Annotated in this window: 14 protein-coding genes; 12 read left to right on the forward strand and 2 right to left on the reverse strand. The window is 72.5% G+C overall.

Features of this window, described 5'->3' with window-relative positions:
- Positions 1-29 precede the first annotated feature (29 nt).
- Both D0Z67_RS24750 and galE read right to left on the reverse strand, forming a co-directional pair.
- Positions 30-971, reverse strand: coding sequence for a cation diffusion facilitator family transporter (locus tag D0Z67_RS24750; protein WP_031183814.1), 942 nt, complete (start codon positions 969-971; stop codon positions 30-32).
- Positions 972-1,130: 159 nt separating this feature from the next.
- Positions 1,131-2,102 carry a UDP-glucose 4-epimerase GalE gene (gene galE, locus D0Z67_RS24755; RefSeq protein WP_031183813.1) on the reverse strand — a complete coding sequence of 324 codons (972 nt, stop codon included), beginning with the start codon at positions 2,100-2,102 and terminating at the stop codon, positions 1,131-1,133.
- Between the two features lie 292 nt (positions 2,103-2,394).
- Between galE and D0Z67_RS24760 the strand changes: the two genes are divergently transcribed.
- The 12 genes from D0Z67_RS24760 (at position 2,395) to D0Z67_RS24810 (ending at position 14,334) form a co-directional block, all read left to right on the forward strand.
- Positions 2,395-4,206: a DUF5941 domain-containing protein gene (locus tag D0Z67_RS24760; protein ID WP_031183812.1), complete on the forward strand. Its 1,812-nt coding sequence runs from the start codon at positions 2,395-2,397 to the stop codon at positions 4,204-4,206.
- Positions 4,203-4,955 (forward strand): phosphocholine cytidylyltransferase family protein, encoded by a 753-nt coding sequence (locus D0Z67_RS24765; protein WP_131589707.1) that lies wholly within the window; start codon positions 4,203-4,205, stop codon positions 4,953-4,955. Before D0Z67_RS24760 ends, D0Z67_RS24765 begins: the two co-directional genes overlap by 4 nt.
- Positions 4,943-6,004 carry an iron-containing alcohol dehydrogenase family protein gene (locus tag D0Z67_RS24770; protein ID WP_031183885.1) on the forward strand — a complete coding sequence of 354 codons (1,062 nt, stop codon included), beginning with the start codon at positions 4,943-4,945 and terminating at the stop codon, positions 6,002-6,004. Before D0Z67_RS24765 ends, D0Z67_RS24770 begins: the two co-directional genes overlap by 13 nt.
- A complete protein-coding gene (locus D0Z67_RS24775) occupies positions 5,982-6,761 on the forward strand; it encodes a CDP-alcohol phosphatidyltransferase family protein (protein WP_078873695.1) in 780 nt (259 codons plus the stop codon). The genes D0Z67_RS24770 and D0Z67_RS24775 overlap by 23 nt, the downstream gene beginning before the upstream one ends.
- A gap of 5 nt (positions 6,762-6,766) precedes the next feature.
- A complete protein-coding gene (locus D0Z67_RS24780; RefSeq protein WP_031183883.1) occupies positions 6,767-7,639 on the forward strand; it encodes a glycosyltransferase family 2 protein in 873 nt (290 codons plus the stop codon).
- A 77-nt stretch (positions 7,640-7,716) separates the two neighbouring features.
- Positions 7,717-8,646, forward strand: a complete 930-nt coding sequence (locus tag D0Z67_RS24785; RefSeq protein WP_031183882.1) for an ABC transporter permease — start codon at positions 7,717-7,719, stop codon at positions 8,644-8,646.
- On the forward strand, positions 8,639-9,418 hold the full coding sequence (locus D0Z67_RS24790; RefSeq protein WP_031183881.1) for an ABC transporter ATP-binding protein: 780 nt from the start codon (positions 8,639-8,641) through the stop codon (positions 9,416-9,418). The genes D0Z67_RS24785 and D0Z67_RS24790 overlap by 8 nt, the downstream gene beginning before the upstream one ends.
- Before the next feature lie 381 nt (positions 9,419-9,799).
- A complete protein-coding gene (hpnC, locus tag D0Z67_RS24795) occupies positions 9,800-10,696 on the forward strand; it encodes a squalene synthase HpnC (protein ID WP_031183880.1) in 897 nt (298 codons plus the stop codon).
- On the forward strand, positions 10,693-11,643 hold the full coding sequence (gene hpnD, locus D0Z67_RS24800; RefSeq protein ID WP_031183879.1) for a presqualene diphosphate synthase HpnD: 951 nt from the start codon (positions 10,693-10,695) through the stop codon (positions 11,641-11,643). Before hpnC ends, hpnD begins: the two co-directional genes overlap by 4 nt.
- A complete protein-coding gene (locus D0Z67_RS30615; protein ID WP_382845414.1) occupies positions 11,643-11,786 on the forward strand; it encodes a DUF6380 family protein in 144 nt (47 codons plus the stop codon). The genes hpnD and D0Z67_RS30615 overlap by 1 nt, the downstream gene beginning before the upstream one ends.
- The gene (gene hpnE, locus D0Z67_RS24805; RefSeq protein ID WP_031183878.1) at positions 11,783-13,201 is read left to right on the forward strand and encodes a hydroxysqualene dehydroxylase HpnE; all 1,419 of its coding nucleotides are present in this window, start codon (positions 11,783-11,785) and stop codon (positions 13,199-13,201) included. The genes D0Z67_RS30615 and hpnE overlap by 4 nt, the downstream gene beginning before the upstream one ends.
- The gene (locus D0Z67_RS24810; protein WP_031183877.1) at positions 13,201-14,334 is read left to right on the forward strand and encodes a polyprenyl synthetase family protein; all 1,134 of its coding nucleotides are present in this window, start codon (positions 13,201-13,203) and stop codon (positions 14,332-14,334) included. The genes hpnE and D0Z67_RS24810 overlap by 1 nt, the downstream gene beginning before the upstream one ends.
- Positions 14,335-14,362 lie beyond the last annotated feature (28 nt).

Raw genomic sequence — 14,362 nt, forward strand, 5'->3', positions numbered from 1 at the left:
TCCGCATGTCCTGTACCCGTACGAGTACCTCAGTGACAGAGCCGCGCCTCGTGCTCCGCGTGCCCGCCCGGTTCCAGCTGGAAGGTGCAGTGCTCCACGTCGAAGTGGTCGCCCAGACACCCTTGCAGCTCGTGCAGCATCTTCTCGTGGCCGATGGCGTTCAGCACATCCGTACTCACCACCACATGTGCGGAGAGCACAGGCATGCCCGAGGTGATCGTCCAGGCGTGGAGGTCATGTACGTCCTCCACACCGTCCAGCGCCAGGATGTGTGCCCGCACCTCGGTCATGTCGACGTCCTTGGGCGCCGCCTCCAGGAGCACGTCCAGCGTCTCGCGCAGCAGCCGCAGCGTCCTCGGTACGATCATCAGCCCGATGAGCAGCGAGGCGATCGGGTCAGCGGCCTGCCAGCCGGTGGCCAGGATCACGGCGGCGGAGATGATCACCGCGACCGAGCCCAGCGCGTCCGCGGCGACCTCCAGGAAGGCCCCGCGCACATTGAGGCTCTCCTTCTGCCCGCGCATCAGCAGCAGGAGCGAGACGGAGTTCGCCACCAGGCCGATCGCGCCGAACACCACCATCAGCCCGCCGTGCGTCTCGGCCGGCCGCAGGAACCGCTCCACCGCCTCGACCAGCACATAGCCGCCCACCCCGAGCAGCAGCACACAGTTGGCGAGCGCGGCCAGGATCTCGGCGCGGGCGAAGCCGAAGGTGCGGTGGGTGCTCGGCGGCCGGGCCGCGAAGTGGATCGCCAGCAGCGCCATGACCAGGCCCACCGCGTCGGTCGCCATGTGGGCGGCGTCCGCGATCAGCGCCAGCGAGTCCGCGACCAGACCGCCGATGATCTCGACCACCATGATGGTGAGCGTGATGCCCAGCGCCGCGCGCAGCCTGCCCCGGTACGCGGCCGCAGCCGTACCCGTGGACGGCACATGGCTGTGCGCATGCCCGTGGTCGTGCCCTGCCCCCATGAGAGAACCGCCCTTCAGCGCCGCGCGCCGGCTCGCAAACGAACGCACCGGCTCACAGTGAACAACGGCCGACGGTCACCGGGCAACGCGGCACTGAACACCGTTGTCATATGCTCTGACCTGCGGAAACGATCCGCAGGTCAGAGCCGTACGGTGTCCCTACAGGCCGTGGTGGCGCTGCCAGCCCGCCCACGCCGAGGCGACCATCTCCGGCACTCCGAGCCGGGCCCGCCAGCCCAGTTCGGCCGCCGCCCGCTCGGCGGAGGCGACCGCGCGCGGCGCGTCCCCCGGGCGGCGGTCCTCGGTCACCGGCTCCCGCCGGTCCCCGGTGACCTCGCCGATCAGCGTGATCAGCTCGCGCACCGACACCCCCTCGCCCCGGCCGACGTTCAGCGTCAGATCACCGGCCGGCGCGTCCTTCGAGAGCCGCCGGGCCGCCGCGAGATGGGCCTCGGCGAGGTCGGCCACATGGATGTAGTCGCGGACACAGGTGCCGTCCGGCGTCGGGTAGTCGGCGCCGAAGATCCGGGGCGCCTCGCCGCGGGTGAGCCGGTCGAAGACCATCGGGACGATGTTGAACACCCCCGTGTCGGCCAGCTCCGGCGCGGCCGCGCCCGCCACGTTGAAGTAGCGCAGGCACACCGTGGAGATGCCGTGCGCCCGCCCGGCCGCTCGGACCAGCCACTCACCGGCCAGCTTGGTCTCGCCGTAGGGGTTCACCGGGAGGCACGGGGTGTCCTCGGTGATCAGGTCCACGTCCGGGTTGCCGTACACGGCCGCCGAGGAGGAGAAGACCAGGCGCCGTACGCCCGCGTCCGCGATCGCGTCCAGCAGGGTCGCCAGGCCGCCGATGTTCTCCCGGTAGTAGCGGACGGGCTCCGCCACCGACTCCCCGACCTGCTTGCGCGCCGCGAGATGCACCACACCGGTGATCCCGTGGTCGGCGAAGACCCGCTTCAGCAGGTCCCCGTCCAGCGTCGAGCCCTCGACGAGCGGCACGCCCCCGGGCAGCCGCTCGGGCACCGCCGCCGACAGGTCGTCCAGGACGACCACGTCCTCCCCGGCACCGTGCATGGCCCGCGCCACGTGGGCCCCGATGTATCCGGCTCCGCCGGTGATCAACCACGTCATGCCCGCAGACCCTACGCCGCGCCCCGCCGGACGTCCCCGATGCCCGGATGATCCCCGGATCGCGCGCCGCCCGCCGGGACGCGGTTTGTGGGCCGGCCCTCCGATCCCCGATGATGATCGCGGCACAGGCGGGCGCGGCCCCGGTGGACCGGGCCTGAACGCCCGGTGAACGGGTACACCGGCCCATCCGATAGCCTCTGCCGACATGCCGCCCCGGCGAGCCGCCGGCGAGGGGCGCCCCCCATCACGCAAGCGACGGCGCCGACGCGCCGGACCCAGGGAGTGAATTCGGTTGCCGACCGCCATCGTCACCGGTCAGCCGGTCCCCGGATCGTCCCTAGAAGGCGATCTGCGGTCCCTCGGCTTCGACGTGCGCATGGCCGCCGACACCGCCGAGGCCCGGAACCTGATCGCGGCCGCCCCCGCCGACGGGCGCGTGGCCCTGGTCGACGCCCGCTTCGTCGGCCACCCGCACGCCCTGCGCCTCGGCCTCACCGACCCCCGCTTCCCGCTCGCCGCCGTGCCCGGCGCCGTCACCGCCCAGGGCAGCGCCCGGCAGACGCTGAGCCGGGCCCTGGAGGGGCAGGAGCAGGGCCAGGACGAGACCGGCGGCGGCACCGCCGTCGCCGTGGACAGCCTGCCCGACCGCCTGGTCACCGCCCTCGACGCGGGCGGCACCCCGGTGCACCGCCCCGAGCTGGGCAGCCTGGTCGCCGCCGTCCCCGCCGACCCGCAAGGCCGCAACGAGGCCCGGCAGGCCGTCCTCGCCGTCGACGAGGAGGACGTCCGCCTCAAGTCGGCGGTGAAGTCCCGCGACGGCTTCTTCACCACCTTCTGCATCAGCCCCTACTCGCGCTACCTCGCGCGCTGGTGCGCCCGCCGGGGTCTCACCCCGAACCAGGTCACCACCGCCTCCCTGCTCACCGCGCTGATAGCGGCGGGCTGCGCGGCCACCGGCACCCGCCCCGGCTTCGTCGCGGCCGGCGTGCTGCTGATCGCCTCCTTCGTGCTGGACTGCACCGACGGCCAGCTCGCCCGCTACTCCCTGCAGTACTCCACGCTCGGCGCCTGGCTCGACGCCACCTTCGACCGGGCCAAGGAGTACGCCTACTACGCCGGACTCGCGCTCGGCGCGGCCCGCGGCGGCGATGACGTGTGGGCCCTCGCGCTCGGCGCGATGATCCTCCAGACCTGCCGGCACGTCGTGGACTTCTCCTTCAACGAGGCCAACCACGACGCCACCGCCAACACCAGCCCCACCGCCGCCCTCTCCGACAAGCTGGACAGCGTCGGCTGGACGGTCTGGGTCCGCCGGATGATCGTCCTGCCCATCGGCGAACGCTGGGCCATGATCGCCGTCCTCACCGCGGTCACCACCCCCCGCATCACCTTCTACGTGCTGCTGATCGGCTGCGCGCTGGCGGCGACGTACACCACGGCGGGCCGCGTCCTGCGCTCGCTGACCCGCAAGGCCCGCCGCACCGACCGCGCCGCCCGCGCGCTCGCCGACCTCGCGGACACCGGCCCGCTCGGCGGGGCCCTCGGCCGCGTGCTCAAGCGGGGCCTGCCCGGCCTCGCCGTCCCGGCCGTCGCCTTCCTCGGCGGTGCCGCCGTGGTCGCCTGCTCGGCGCTGACCGGCTTCGGCGGCTGGCTCCCGGTGGTGGGCGCGCTCGTCTACGTCCTCACCTCGGCGCTCGCCACGGCCCGCCCGCTCAAGGGCTCGCTGGACTGGCTCGTCCCGCCGTTCTTCCGCGCCGCCGAGTACGGCACGGTGCTCGCGCTGGCCGCCCGCGCCGACGTCCACGGCGCCCTTCCGGCGGCGTTCGGGCTGGTCGCGGCGGTCGCCTACCATCACTACGACACGGTGTACCGCATCCGCGGCGACGCCGGAGCGCCGCCGGCCTGGCTGGTGCGCGCCATCGGGGGGCAGGAGGGGCGCACGCTGCTCGTCACCGTGCTTGCCGCGCTGCTGACCGCCTCCCAGTTCACCGTCGCGCTCACGGTCATCGCCGTGTGCGTCGCTCTGCTGGTGCTCGTGGAGAGCATCCGCTTCTGGGTGTCCGCTGGGGCGCCCGCCGTCCACGACGAAGGAGAAACCGCATGATCGGCCTTGTGCTGGCGGCCGGCGCCGGACGGCGTCTGCGCCCCTACACCGACACCCTCCCCAAGGCGCTGGTGCCGGTGGGCCCGGAGGGCGACGAGGAGTCGCTCACCGTCCTCGACCTCACCCTCGGCAACTTCGCCGAGGTCGGCCTGACCGAGGTCGGCGTCATCGTCGGCTACCGCAAGGAGGCCGTGTACGAGCGTCGGGCGGCTCTTGAGGCCAAGTACGGCCTGAAGATCACGCTGATCGACAACGACAAGGCCGAGGAGTGGAACAACGCCTACTCCCTGTGGTGCGGCCGGGACGCCCTCAAGGACGGCGTGATCCTCGCCAACGGCGACACCGTGCACCCGGTCTCCGTCGAGAAGACCCTGCTCGCGGCCCGTGGCGACGGCAAGAGGATCATCCTCGCGCTGGACACCGTGAAGTCCCTGGCGGACGAGGAGATGAAGGTCGTCGTGGACCCCGACAAGGGCGTCCAGAGGATCACCAAGCTGATGGACCCGGCCGAGGCGACCGGTGAGTACATCGGCGTGACCCTCATCGAGGGCGACGCGGCCGAGGAGCTGGCCGACGCGCTGCGCGCCACCTTCGAGCGCGACCCGCAGCTGTACTACGAGGACGGTTACCAGGAGCTGGTGAACCGGGGCTTCAAGATCGACGTCCAGCCCATCGGCGACGTCTCCTGGGTCGAGATCGACAACCACGACGACCTCGCCAAGGGACGGGAGATCGCGTGCCAGTACTGACCCGGCTCATCCCCTCGCCGGTCGTCGTCGACATCCGCCCGGGTGCTCTCGCCGACCTGGCGAGCATCCTCGCCGACGAGCGCATCTCGCACTCCGGCCGCCTCGCCGTCGCCGTCAGCGGCGGTTCCGGGGCCAAGCTGAAGGAGCGGGTCGCCCCGCAGCTGCCGGGCGCCACCTGGTACGAGGTGGACGGCGGCACGCTCGACGACGCCGTGCGCCTCGCGGACGACATCCGCGCCGGGCACTTCGACGCGCTGGTCGGCCTAGGCGGCGGCAAGATCATCGACTGCGCCAAGTACGCCGCGGCGCGGGTCGGCCTGCCCCTGGTCGCCGTGCCGACCAACCTCGCGCACGACGGCCTGTGCTCGCCGGTCGCCACGCTGGACAACGACGCGGGCCGGGGCTCCTACGGGGTGCCCAACCCGATCGCCGTCCTGATCGACCTGGACGTCATCCGGGCCGCCCCGACGCGCTTCGTGCGCTCCGGCATCGGCGACGCGGTGTCCAACGTGTCCGCCATCGCGGACTGGGAGCTGGCCAACCGGGTCAACGGCGAGAAGATCGACGGTCTCGCCGCCGCCATGGCCCGCCAGGCCGGCGAGGCCGTGCTCCGGCACCCCGGCGGGATCGAGGACAACGACTTCCTCCAGGTCCTCGCCGAGGCGCTGGTGCTGTCCGGCATCGCCATGTCGGTCTCCGGCGACTCGCGGCCGTCCTCGGGCGCCTGCCACGAGATCAACCACGCCTTCGACCTGCTCTTCCCGCAGCGCGCGGCCAGCCACGGCGAGCAGTGCGGCCTCGGCGCCGCCTTCGCCATGTACCTGCGCGGGGCGCACGAGGAGTCGGCGCACATGGCCGGCGTACTGCGCCGCCACGGGCTGCCGGTGCTGGCCGAGGACATCGGCTTCACCGTGGACGAGTTCGTCCGCGTCGTGGAGTTCGCCCCGGAGACCCGGCCCGGCCGCTACACGATCCTCGAACACCTCGACCTCAAGACTGACCAGATCAAGGACATCTACGCCGACTATGTCAAGGCCATCGGTAGCTGAACTCCGTCCGGTCGTCCACCCCGCGGGGGTGAAGGACCGGCGCAGCGGTGAGCACTGGGCGGGACGCCTCTACATGCGCGAGGTGTCCCTGCGCATCGACCGCTACCTGGTGAACACCAGGATCTCGCCCAACCAGCTCACGTACCTGATGACCGTCTGCGGTGTGCTCGCCGCCCCGGCCCTGCTGGTGCCGGGGATCACGGGCGCCGTGCTCGGCATCGTCGCCACCCAGCTCTATCTGCTGCTGGACTGCGTCGACGGCGAGATCGCCCGCTGGCGCAAGCAGTACTCGCTGGGCGGCGTCTACCTCGACCGGGTCGGTGCCTACCTCACCGACGCGGCGGTGCTGGTCGGCCTCGGGCTGCGCGCCGCCGACCTGTTCGGCAGCGGCCGTATCGACTGGCTGTGGGCGTTCCTCGGCACGCTGGCGGCGCTCGGCGCGATCCTGATCAAGGCGGAGACCGACCTCGTCGGGGTCGCCCGGCACCAGACCGGACTGCCCCCGGTGAAGGAGTCGGCCGCCGAGCCGCGTTCCTCCGGGATGGCACTGGCCCGGCGTGCCGCCGCCGCGCTCAAGTTCCACCGGCTGATCCTCGGTATCGAGGCGTCGTTGCTGATCCTGGTGCTGGCCATCGTGGACCAGGTACGCGGCGACCTGTTCTTCACCCGGCTCGGCACCGCCGTGCTGGCGGGCATCGCGCTGCTCCAGACCCTGCTGCACCTGGTGTCCATTCTCGCGTCGAGCAGGCTGAGGTGAACGGCATGAAGGTCGGCGCGGTCATCATCACCATGGGCAACCGCCCCGAGGAGCTGCGGGCGCTCATCGACTCCGTCGCCAAGCAGGACGGCGACAAGGTCTCGGTGGTCGTCGTCGGCAACGGCTCGCCCGTGCCCGACGTGCCCGAGGGCGTACGCACCGTCGAGCTGCCGGAGAACCTCGGCATCCCCGGCGGCCGCAACGTCGGCATCGAGGCGTTCGGGCCCGGCGGCAGTGACGTCGACATCCTGCTGTTCCTGGACGACGACGGTCTGCTCGCCCGGCAGGACACCGCCGAGCTGTGCCGGGAGGCGTTCGCCGCCGACCCGGAGCTGGGCATCATCAGCTTCCGTATCGCGGACCCGGAGACCGGCGAGACCCAGCGCCGGCACGTGCCCCGGCTGCGCGCCTCGGACCCGATGCGCTCCTCCCGCGTGACCACCTTCCTCGGCGGCGCCAACGCGGTGCGCACCAAGGTGCTCGGCGAGGTCGGCGGGCTGCCGGACGAGTTCTTCTACGCCCACGAGGAGACCGACCTCGCCTGGCGTGCGCTGGACGCCGACTGGATGATCGACTACCGGTCGGACATGGTGCTGTACCACCCGACGACCGCGCCCTCGCGGCACGCGGTGTACCACCGCATGGTGGCCCGCAACCGCGTCTGGCTGGCCCGTCGCAACCTTCCCCTGCCGCTCGTCCCGGTCTACCTCGGCGTCTGGCTGCTGCTCACGCTGGCCCGCCGCCCCTCCGGCCCGGCGCTGAAGGCGTGGCTGGGCGGCTTCAAGGAGGGCTGGACCACCCCGTGCGGCCCCCGCCGCCCGATGCGCTGGCGTACGGTGTGGCGGCTGACCCGGCTGGGCCGTCCCCCGGTGATCTGAGAAGCTCGGGTGGGGCCGCGCGAGCGGCCCCGCCGAGACGAACCGGACGATGTACTCGAAGACGAAAGTTTCCCCCTGTGAGTGAGAGAACCCATGACGGCGGTGTCGCGGTGACCGCGGCCCCGTCGCCCGACGAGAGCCTGCCGGCGGCAGACCTCGCCGCCAAGTACGGGCTCGCGGTGAGCGGTGCCCGCCCCTCGCTCGTCGAGTACGTCCGGCAGCTCTGGGGCCGCCGCCACTTCATCCTCGCCTTCTCCCAGGCGAAGCTGACGGCCCAGTACAGCCAGGCCAAGCTGGGCCAGCTCTGGCAGGTGGCCACCCCGCTGCTGAACGCGGCCGTGTACTACGCGATCTTCGGCCTGATCCTCGACGCCAGCCGGGGCATGTCGCACGACACCTACGTGCCCTTCCTGGTCACCGGCGTGTTCGTGTTCACCTTCACGCAGAGCTCGCTGATGTCGGGCGTCCGCGCGATCTCCGGCAACCTCGGCCTGGTGCGCGCCCTGCACTTCCCGCGCGCCGCGCTGCCGATCTCGTTCTCGCTGCAACAGCTCCAGCAGCTGCTGTTCTCGATGATCGTCGTGTTCCTGGTGGTCATCGGGTTCGGCAACTATCCGCGGCTGTCCTGGCTGCTGATCCTCCCGGCGCTGGTGCTGCAGTTCCTGTTCAACACCGGGCTCGCGCTGATCGTGGCCCGCATGGGCGCCAAGACGCCGGACCTCGCACAGCTGATGCCGTTCATCCTGCGGACCTGGATGTACGCGTCCGGCGTGATGTTCTCCATCAACCACATGCTGGAGGGCAGGCCCGAGTGGATCGTCCGGGTGCTCCAGGCGAACCCGGCAGCCGTCTACATGGACCTGATGCGCTACGCGCTGATCGACGGCTACGGCGCCGTGAACCTGCCCCCGCACGTGTGGGCCCTGGCCCTGGGCTGGGCCGTGGTCGTCTTCTGCGGCGGCTTCGTGTACTTCTGGAAGGCTGAGGAGCGGTACGGCCGTGGCTGAGCAGAGCACCGGCGACCGCCGGCCCACCGTCATCGCGGACGAGCTGCACATCGTCTACCGGGTCAACGGCGCCAAGACCGGCAAGGGCAGCGCCACCGCCGCCCTGAGCCGCATCATCAAGCGCGGCGAGCCGCGCGGGGTGCGCAAGGTGCACGCCGTGCGCGGGGTGTCCTTCACCGCCTACCGGGGCGAGGCCATCGGCCTGATCGGCTCCAACGGCTCCGGCAAGTCCACCCTGCTGCGGGCCATCGCCGGTCTGCTCCCGGCGGAGAAGGGCAAGGTCTACACCGACGGCCAGCCCTCCCTGCTGGGCGTCAACGCGGCCCTGATGAGCGACCTGACCGGCGAGCGGAACGTCATCCTGGGCGGTCTCGCCATGGGTATGTCCCGCGAGCAGATCAAGGAGCGCTACCAGAAGATCGTCGACTTCTCGGGGATCAACGACAAGGGCGACTTCATCACGCTGCCCATGCGCACGTACTCCTCGGGCATGGCGGCCCGGCTGCGGTTCTCCATCGCCGCCGCCAAGGACCACGACGTGCTCATGATCGACGAGGCGCTCGCGACCGGCGACCGCGCCTTCCAGAAGCGTTCCGAGGAGCGCATCCGGGAACTGCGCAAGGAGGCCGGCACGGTCTTCCTGGTGAGCCACAACAACAAGTCGATCCGCGACACCTGCGACCGCGTCCTGTGGCTGGAACGCGGCGAACTCCGCATGGACGGACCCACCGAAGAGGTCCTCAAGGAGTACGAGAAGTTCACGGGCAAGTAGCGGCACGCGGCGGCACGTGACGCGGACTCCGTCGGGGCCCTGCCGGAGTGTTCCTCCGGCGGGGCCCGGCGTCTGCAAAGGATGCGTCAACTCCGGTGGTGCGTAGGAATCTTGGCGTCCATCGGTGTGTTGTTGTGATGCGCCGGACACCCCGGGGGACCCTGTCGCGTTGTACAACGTAAGCTGTACCGGTGCCGGAAACCGGCAATCGGGGCGATAATGCGCGACACCCTCCGCCGGGACGCCCCCCGGAGGGTCGGCGGCGTGTCCGAAATAGTGTGTATCGGGTCGGCAGTGTAGAACGGGAGATGTGACGGCAATGGCTACGGAAACTCCCCAGCTCAACGCGAGCCGCGCCGTCCTTGCACCGGGCAGCGCGCAGTGACGGGAACCGACACGGCGACGGCACTGGAACGCGCCACGCTGGACAAGGCCGCGCGCGAGAACTTCCCCGTGGCCCCCTTCTTCCTGCCCCGCGCCTGGCGCACCGACCTCATGGCCGTCTACGGCTTCGCCCGCCTGGTCGACGACATCGGCGACGGCGACCTGGCCCCCGGCGGCGCCGACGCCCGCGCCCTCGGCGTCCCCGAGGAGCGCGCCGGTGACCGCCTCGCCCTGCTCGACGCCTTCGAGACCGACCTCGGACGGGTCTTCGACGGCACCCCGCACCACCCCCTGCTGCGCCGCCTTCAGCCCACCGTGCGCCGCCGCGGTCTCACCCCCGAGCCCTTCCTCGGCCTGATCGCCGCCAACCGCCAGGACCAGCTCGTCACCCGGTACGAGACCTACGACGACCTGCTCGCGTACTGCGCGCTCTCCGCCAACCCGGTCGGCCGCCTGGTGCTCGGCGTCACCGGCACCGCGACCCCGGAGCGCGTCCGGCGCTCCGACGCCGTGTGCACCGCGCTGCAGATCGTCGAGCACCTCCAGGACGTCGCCGAGGACCTCGGCCGCGACCGCATCTACCTGCCCGCCCAGGACATGAAGCGTTTCCATGTCCAGGAGAGCGACCTCGCCGCCCCGAGCGCCGGCGCGTCCGTACGCGCCCTGGTCGCCTTCGAAGCCCGACGCGCACACGATCTGCTGAATGAAGGCGCCCCCCTCGTGGGTAGCGTCCACGGCAGACTGAAGCTGCTGCTCGCGGGATTCGTGGCGGGAGGAAAGGCGGCGGTCCGGGCGATCGCGGCCGCCGATTTCGACGTACTTCCCGGCCCGCCCAAGCCCGGCAAGCTCCAGCTGCTGCGTGAGGCGGGCACGACCCTGCGAGGAGAGGGGTGATCCGGGCAGTGGAGGCTTCGCAAGCCGTGTCCGCACCGGTACTCGCCGCCTATCGCTACTGCGAGACGGTCACCGGCCAGCAGGCCCGCAACTTCGCCTACGGCATCCGGCTGCTGCCGACGCCCGAGCGCCGCGCGATGTCGGCGCTCTACGCCTTCTCCCGGCGCGTCGACGACATCGGCGACGGCGAGCTGCCCGGCGCGGTGAAGGTGGAGCGCCTGGAGGACACCCGGGCGCTGCTCGGCCGGGTCCAGGCGGGCGAGGTCGAGGAGGACGACACCGACCCGGTGGCCGTCGCCCTCGCCCACGCCTCCGGGGTCTTCCCGATCCCGCTCGGCGGCCTGGACGAGCTGATCGACGGCGTCCAGATGGACCTGCGCGGTGCGACCTACGAGACCTGGGACGACCTCAAGGTCTACTGCCGCTGCGTGGCCGGTGCCATCGGACGCCTCTCGCTGGGCATCTTCGGCACCGAACCCGGCGCACGCGGCGTCGAGCGCGCCCCCGAGTACGCGGACACACTGGGGCTCGCCCTCCAGCTCACCAACATCCTGCGGGACGTGCGCGAGGACGCCGAGGGCGGCCGCACCTACCTGCCCGCCGACGACCTGGCCAAGTTCGGCTGCTCGGCCGGGTTCGCCGGACCCACTCCGCCCGAGGGCTCCGACTTCGCGGGCCTGGTGCACTTCGAGGTCCGCCGCGCCCGCGCCCTGTTCGCCGAGGGCTACCGGCTGCTGCCCATGCTGGACCGCCGCAGCGGCGCCTGCGTCGCCGCCATGGCCGGGATCTACCGCCGGCTGCTCGACCGCATCGAGCGCGACCCGGAGGCCGTGCTGCGCGGCCGAGTCTCGCTGCCCGGCCGCGAGAAGGCGTACGTCGCCGTGCGGGGCCTGTCCGGCCTCGACACCCGGCACGTCTCGCGGCAGACGCTCAGGGGGCGCGCCTGATGACGGCCGAGGCCCAGGAGGCGGCTCCGGCGGCCCGGCCGCGGCGGGCAACCCTCGCCCGCGGCGTGGCGTCCCTGACAGCGACGACCGAACGTGCACGGTTCAACCAGCACGCGCGGCACGCACGGAAGGACGCGGCATGAGCGAGGCCCCCCGCCCGGCACGGGCGCACACCGGCTCCACCGGCCGGGACGCCGTCGTGGTCGGCGGCGGACTCGCCGGGGTCACCGCCGCCCTCGCGCTCGCCGACGCGGGCGTGCGCGTCACCCTGCTCGAAGGCAGGCCCCGGCTCGGCGGGCTCGCCTTCTCCTTCCAGCGCGGCGACCTCACCGTGGACAACGGCCAGCACGTCTACCTGCGCTGCTGCACCGCCTACCGCTGGTTCCTCGACCGGATCGAGGGCTCCGCGCTGGCCCCGCTGCAGAACCGGCTCGACGTCCCCGTGGTCGACGTCGACAAGCCCGAGGGGCGGCGGCTCGGCCGGCTGCGGCGCGACCCGCTGCCCGTACCGCTGCACCTGGGGCGGAGCCTGGCCGCGTACCCGCACCTCTCGCTCGCCGAGCGGGCCTCGGTGGGGCGGGCGGCGCTCGCGCTCAAGGGGCTCGACCCCACCGACCCGGCCCTCGACGACCAGGACTTCGGCACCTGGCTGGCCCGGCACGGCCAGTCGGCGCGCGCCATCGAGGCGCTGTGGGACCTCGTCGGAGTCGCCACCCTCAACGCGGTCGCGGGCGACGCCTCGCTCGGACTCGCCGCGATGGTGTTCAGGACCGGTCTGCTGTCCGAGCCCGGCGCGGCCGACATCGGCTGGGCGCACGTCCCGCTGGGCGACCTGCACGACAAGCTGGCCCGCAAGGCCCTCGACTCCGCCGGTGTCCGTACCGAGCTGCGCACCCGCGTCACCTCCCTCTCTCAGAACGCGGACGGCCGCTGGAGCGTTCAGACCCCCGGCGAGACCATCGACACCGACGCCGTCGTCCTCGCCGTACCCCAGCGCGAGACCCACGACCTGCTCCCCGCCGGCGCGCTCGACGACCCCGGCCGGCTGCTGCGCATCGGCACCGCGCCGATCCTCAACGTGCACGTGGTGTACGACCGCCCGGTGCTCGCCCGGCCCTTCCTCGCCGCGCTCGGCACGCCCGTGCAGTGGGTGTTCGACCGCACCGCCGCCTCCGGGCTGCGCGAGGGCCAGTACCTGGCGCTGTCCCAGTCGGCCGCCCAGGACGACATCGACGCCCCCGTCGCCGACCTGCGCGAGCGCTATCTGCCCGAGCTGGAACGGCTGATCCCCGGCGCCCGCACCGCGCGGGTACGGGACTTCTTCGTCACCCGCGAGCGCACCGCGACGTTCGCCCCCACCCCGGGCGTCGGGCGGCTGCGCCCCGGCGCCCGCACCGAGGCTCCCGGCCTGTACCTGGCCGGCGCGTGGACCGCCACCGGCTGGCCCGCGACCATGGAGAGCGCGGTCCGCAGTGGCGTGAGCGCGGCCGACGCCGCGCTGGACGCCCTGGGCCGGCCCCGCCCCCGCCACCTCTTCCAAGTCGAGGAGGCGGCCTGATGCTCGTTCAGCACAGCCCGGAGGGGCCCCGCACCCCCGGTACCGCAACAAGAGGAGAGACTGTGCCCACTGTGCCGCCCCCGGCCTCGACAGCCGCCGCAGCGGTGGACGTGACCGCACTGCTGGAGCGCGGCCGGACCCTGGCCACCCCGGTCCTGCGCGCCGCCGTCGACCGGCTGGCGCCCCCCATGGACACCGTCGCCGCCTACCACTTCGGCTGGATCGACGCCGCCGGGAACCCGGCCGCCGGTGACGGCGGCAAGGCCGTGCGCCCCGCCCTCGCCGTGCTCTCCGCCGAGGTCACCGGCGCCGCCCCCGAGGCGGGCGTGCCCGGCGCGGTCGCCGTCGAGCTGGTGCACAACTTCTCGCTGTTGCACGACGACCTGATGGACGGCGACGAGCAGCGCCGCCACCGTGACACCGTCTGGAAGGTGCACGGCCCCGCCCAGGCCATCCTGGTCGGCGACGCCCTGTTCGCCCTCGGCAACGAGGTGCTGCTGGAACTGGGCACCGTCGAGGCCGGCCGCGCCACCCGCCGGCTGACCACCGCCACCCGCGCCCTGATCGACGGCCAGGCCCAGGACATCTCCTACGAGCACCGCGACCGCGTCAGTGTCGAGGAGTGCCTGGAGATGGAGGGCAACAAGACCGGCGCCCTGCTGGCCTGCGCCTCCTCCATCGGCGCCGTCCTCGGCGGCGCCGACGACCGCACCGCCGACGCGCTGGAGCGCTACGGCTACCACCTCGGCCTGGCCTTCCAGGCCGTCGACGACCTCCTCGGCATCTGGGGCGACCCGGAGTCCACCGGCAAGCAGACCTGGAGCGACCTGCGCCAGCGCAAGAAGTCCCTGCCCGTGGTGGCGGCCCTGGCCGCCGGGGGCCCGGCCTCCGAGCGGCTCGGCGAGATCCTCGCCGCCGACGCCAAGAGCAGCGACTTCGCCGCGTTCTCCGAGGAGGAGTTCGCGGCCCGCGCCGCCCTCATCGAGGCGGCGGGCGGCCGCGAGTGGACGGCGGACGAGGCACGGCGTCAGCACGCCGTCGCCATCGAGGCCCTGCACGCCGTCGACATGCCCGACCGGGTGCGGGACGCCTTCACGGCGCTCGCCGACTTCGTCGTCGTCAGGAAGAGATGATCACTATCGGCCGAATAACCCTCGCGTA

The sequence above is a fragment of the Streptomyces seoulensis genome (genome assembly GCF_004328625.1).
Lineage (GTDB): Bacteria > Actinomycetota > Actinomycetes > Streptomycetales > Streptomycetaceae > Streptomyces > Streptomyces seoulensis.

Coding starts and splice junctions, on each gene's coding strand:
- D0Z67_RS24750 (WP_031183814.1), bottom strand. CDS start 971: ATGGGGGCAGGGCACGACCACGGGCATGCGCACAGCCATGTGCCGTCC.
- galE (WP_031183813.1), bottom strand. CDS start 2,102: ATGACGTGGTTGATCACCGGCGGAGCCGGATACATCGGGGCCCACGTG.
- D0Z67_RS24765 (WP_131589707.1), top strand. CDS start 4,203: ATGATCGGCCTTGTGCTGGCGGCCGGCGCCGGACGGCGTCTGCGCCCC.
- D0Z67_RS24775 (WP_078873695.1), top strand. CDS start 5,982: ATGTCAAGGCCATCGGTAGCTGAACTCCGTCCGGTCGTCCACCCCGCG.
- D0Z67_RS24780 (WP_031183883.1), top strand. CDS start 6,767: ATGAAGGTCGGCGCGGTCATCATCACCATGGGCAACCGCCCCGAGGAG.
- D0Z67_RS30615 (WP_382845414.1), top strand. CDS start 11,643: ATGACGGCCGAGGCCCAGGAGGCGGCTCCGGCGGCCCGGCCGCGGCGG.
- hpnE (WP_031183878.1), top strand. CDS start 11,783: ATGAGCGAGGCCCCCCGCCCGGCACGGGCGCACACCGGCTCCACCGGC.
- D0Z67_RS24810 (WP_031183877.1), top strand. CDS start 13,201: ATGCTCGTTCAGCACAGCCCGGAGGGGCCCCGCACCCCCGGTACCGCA.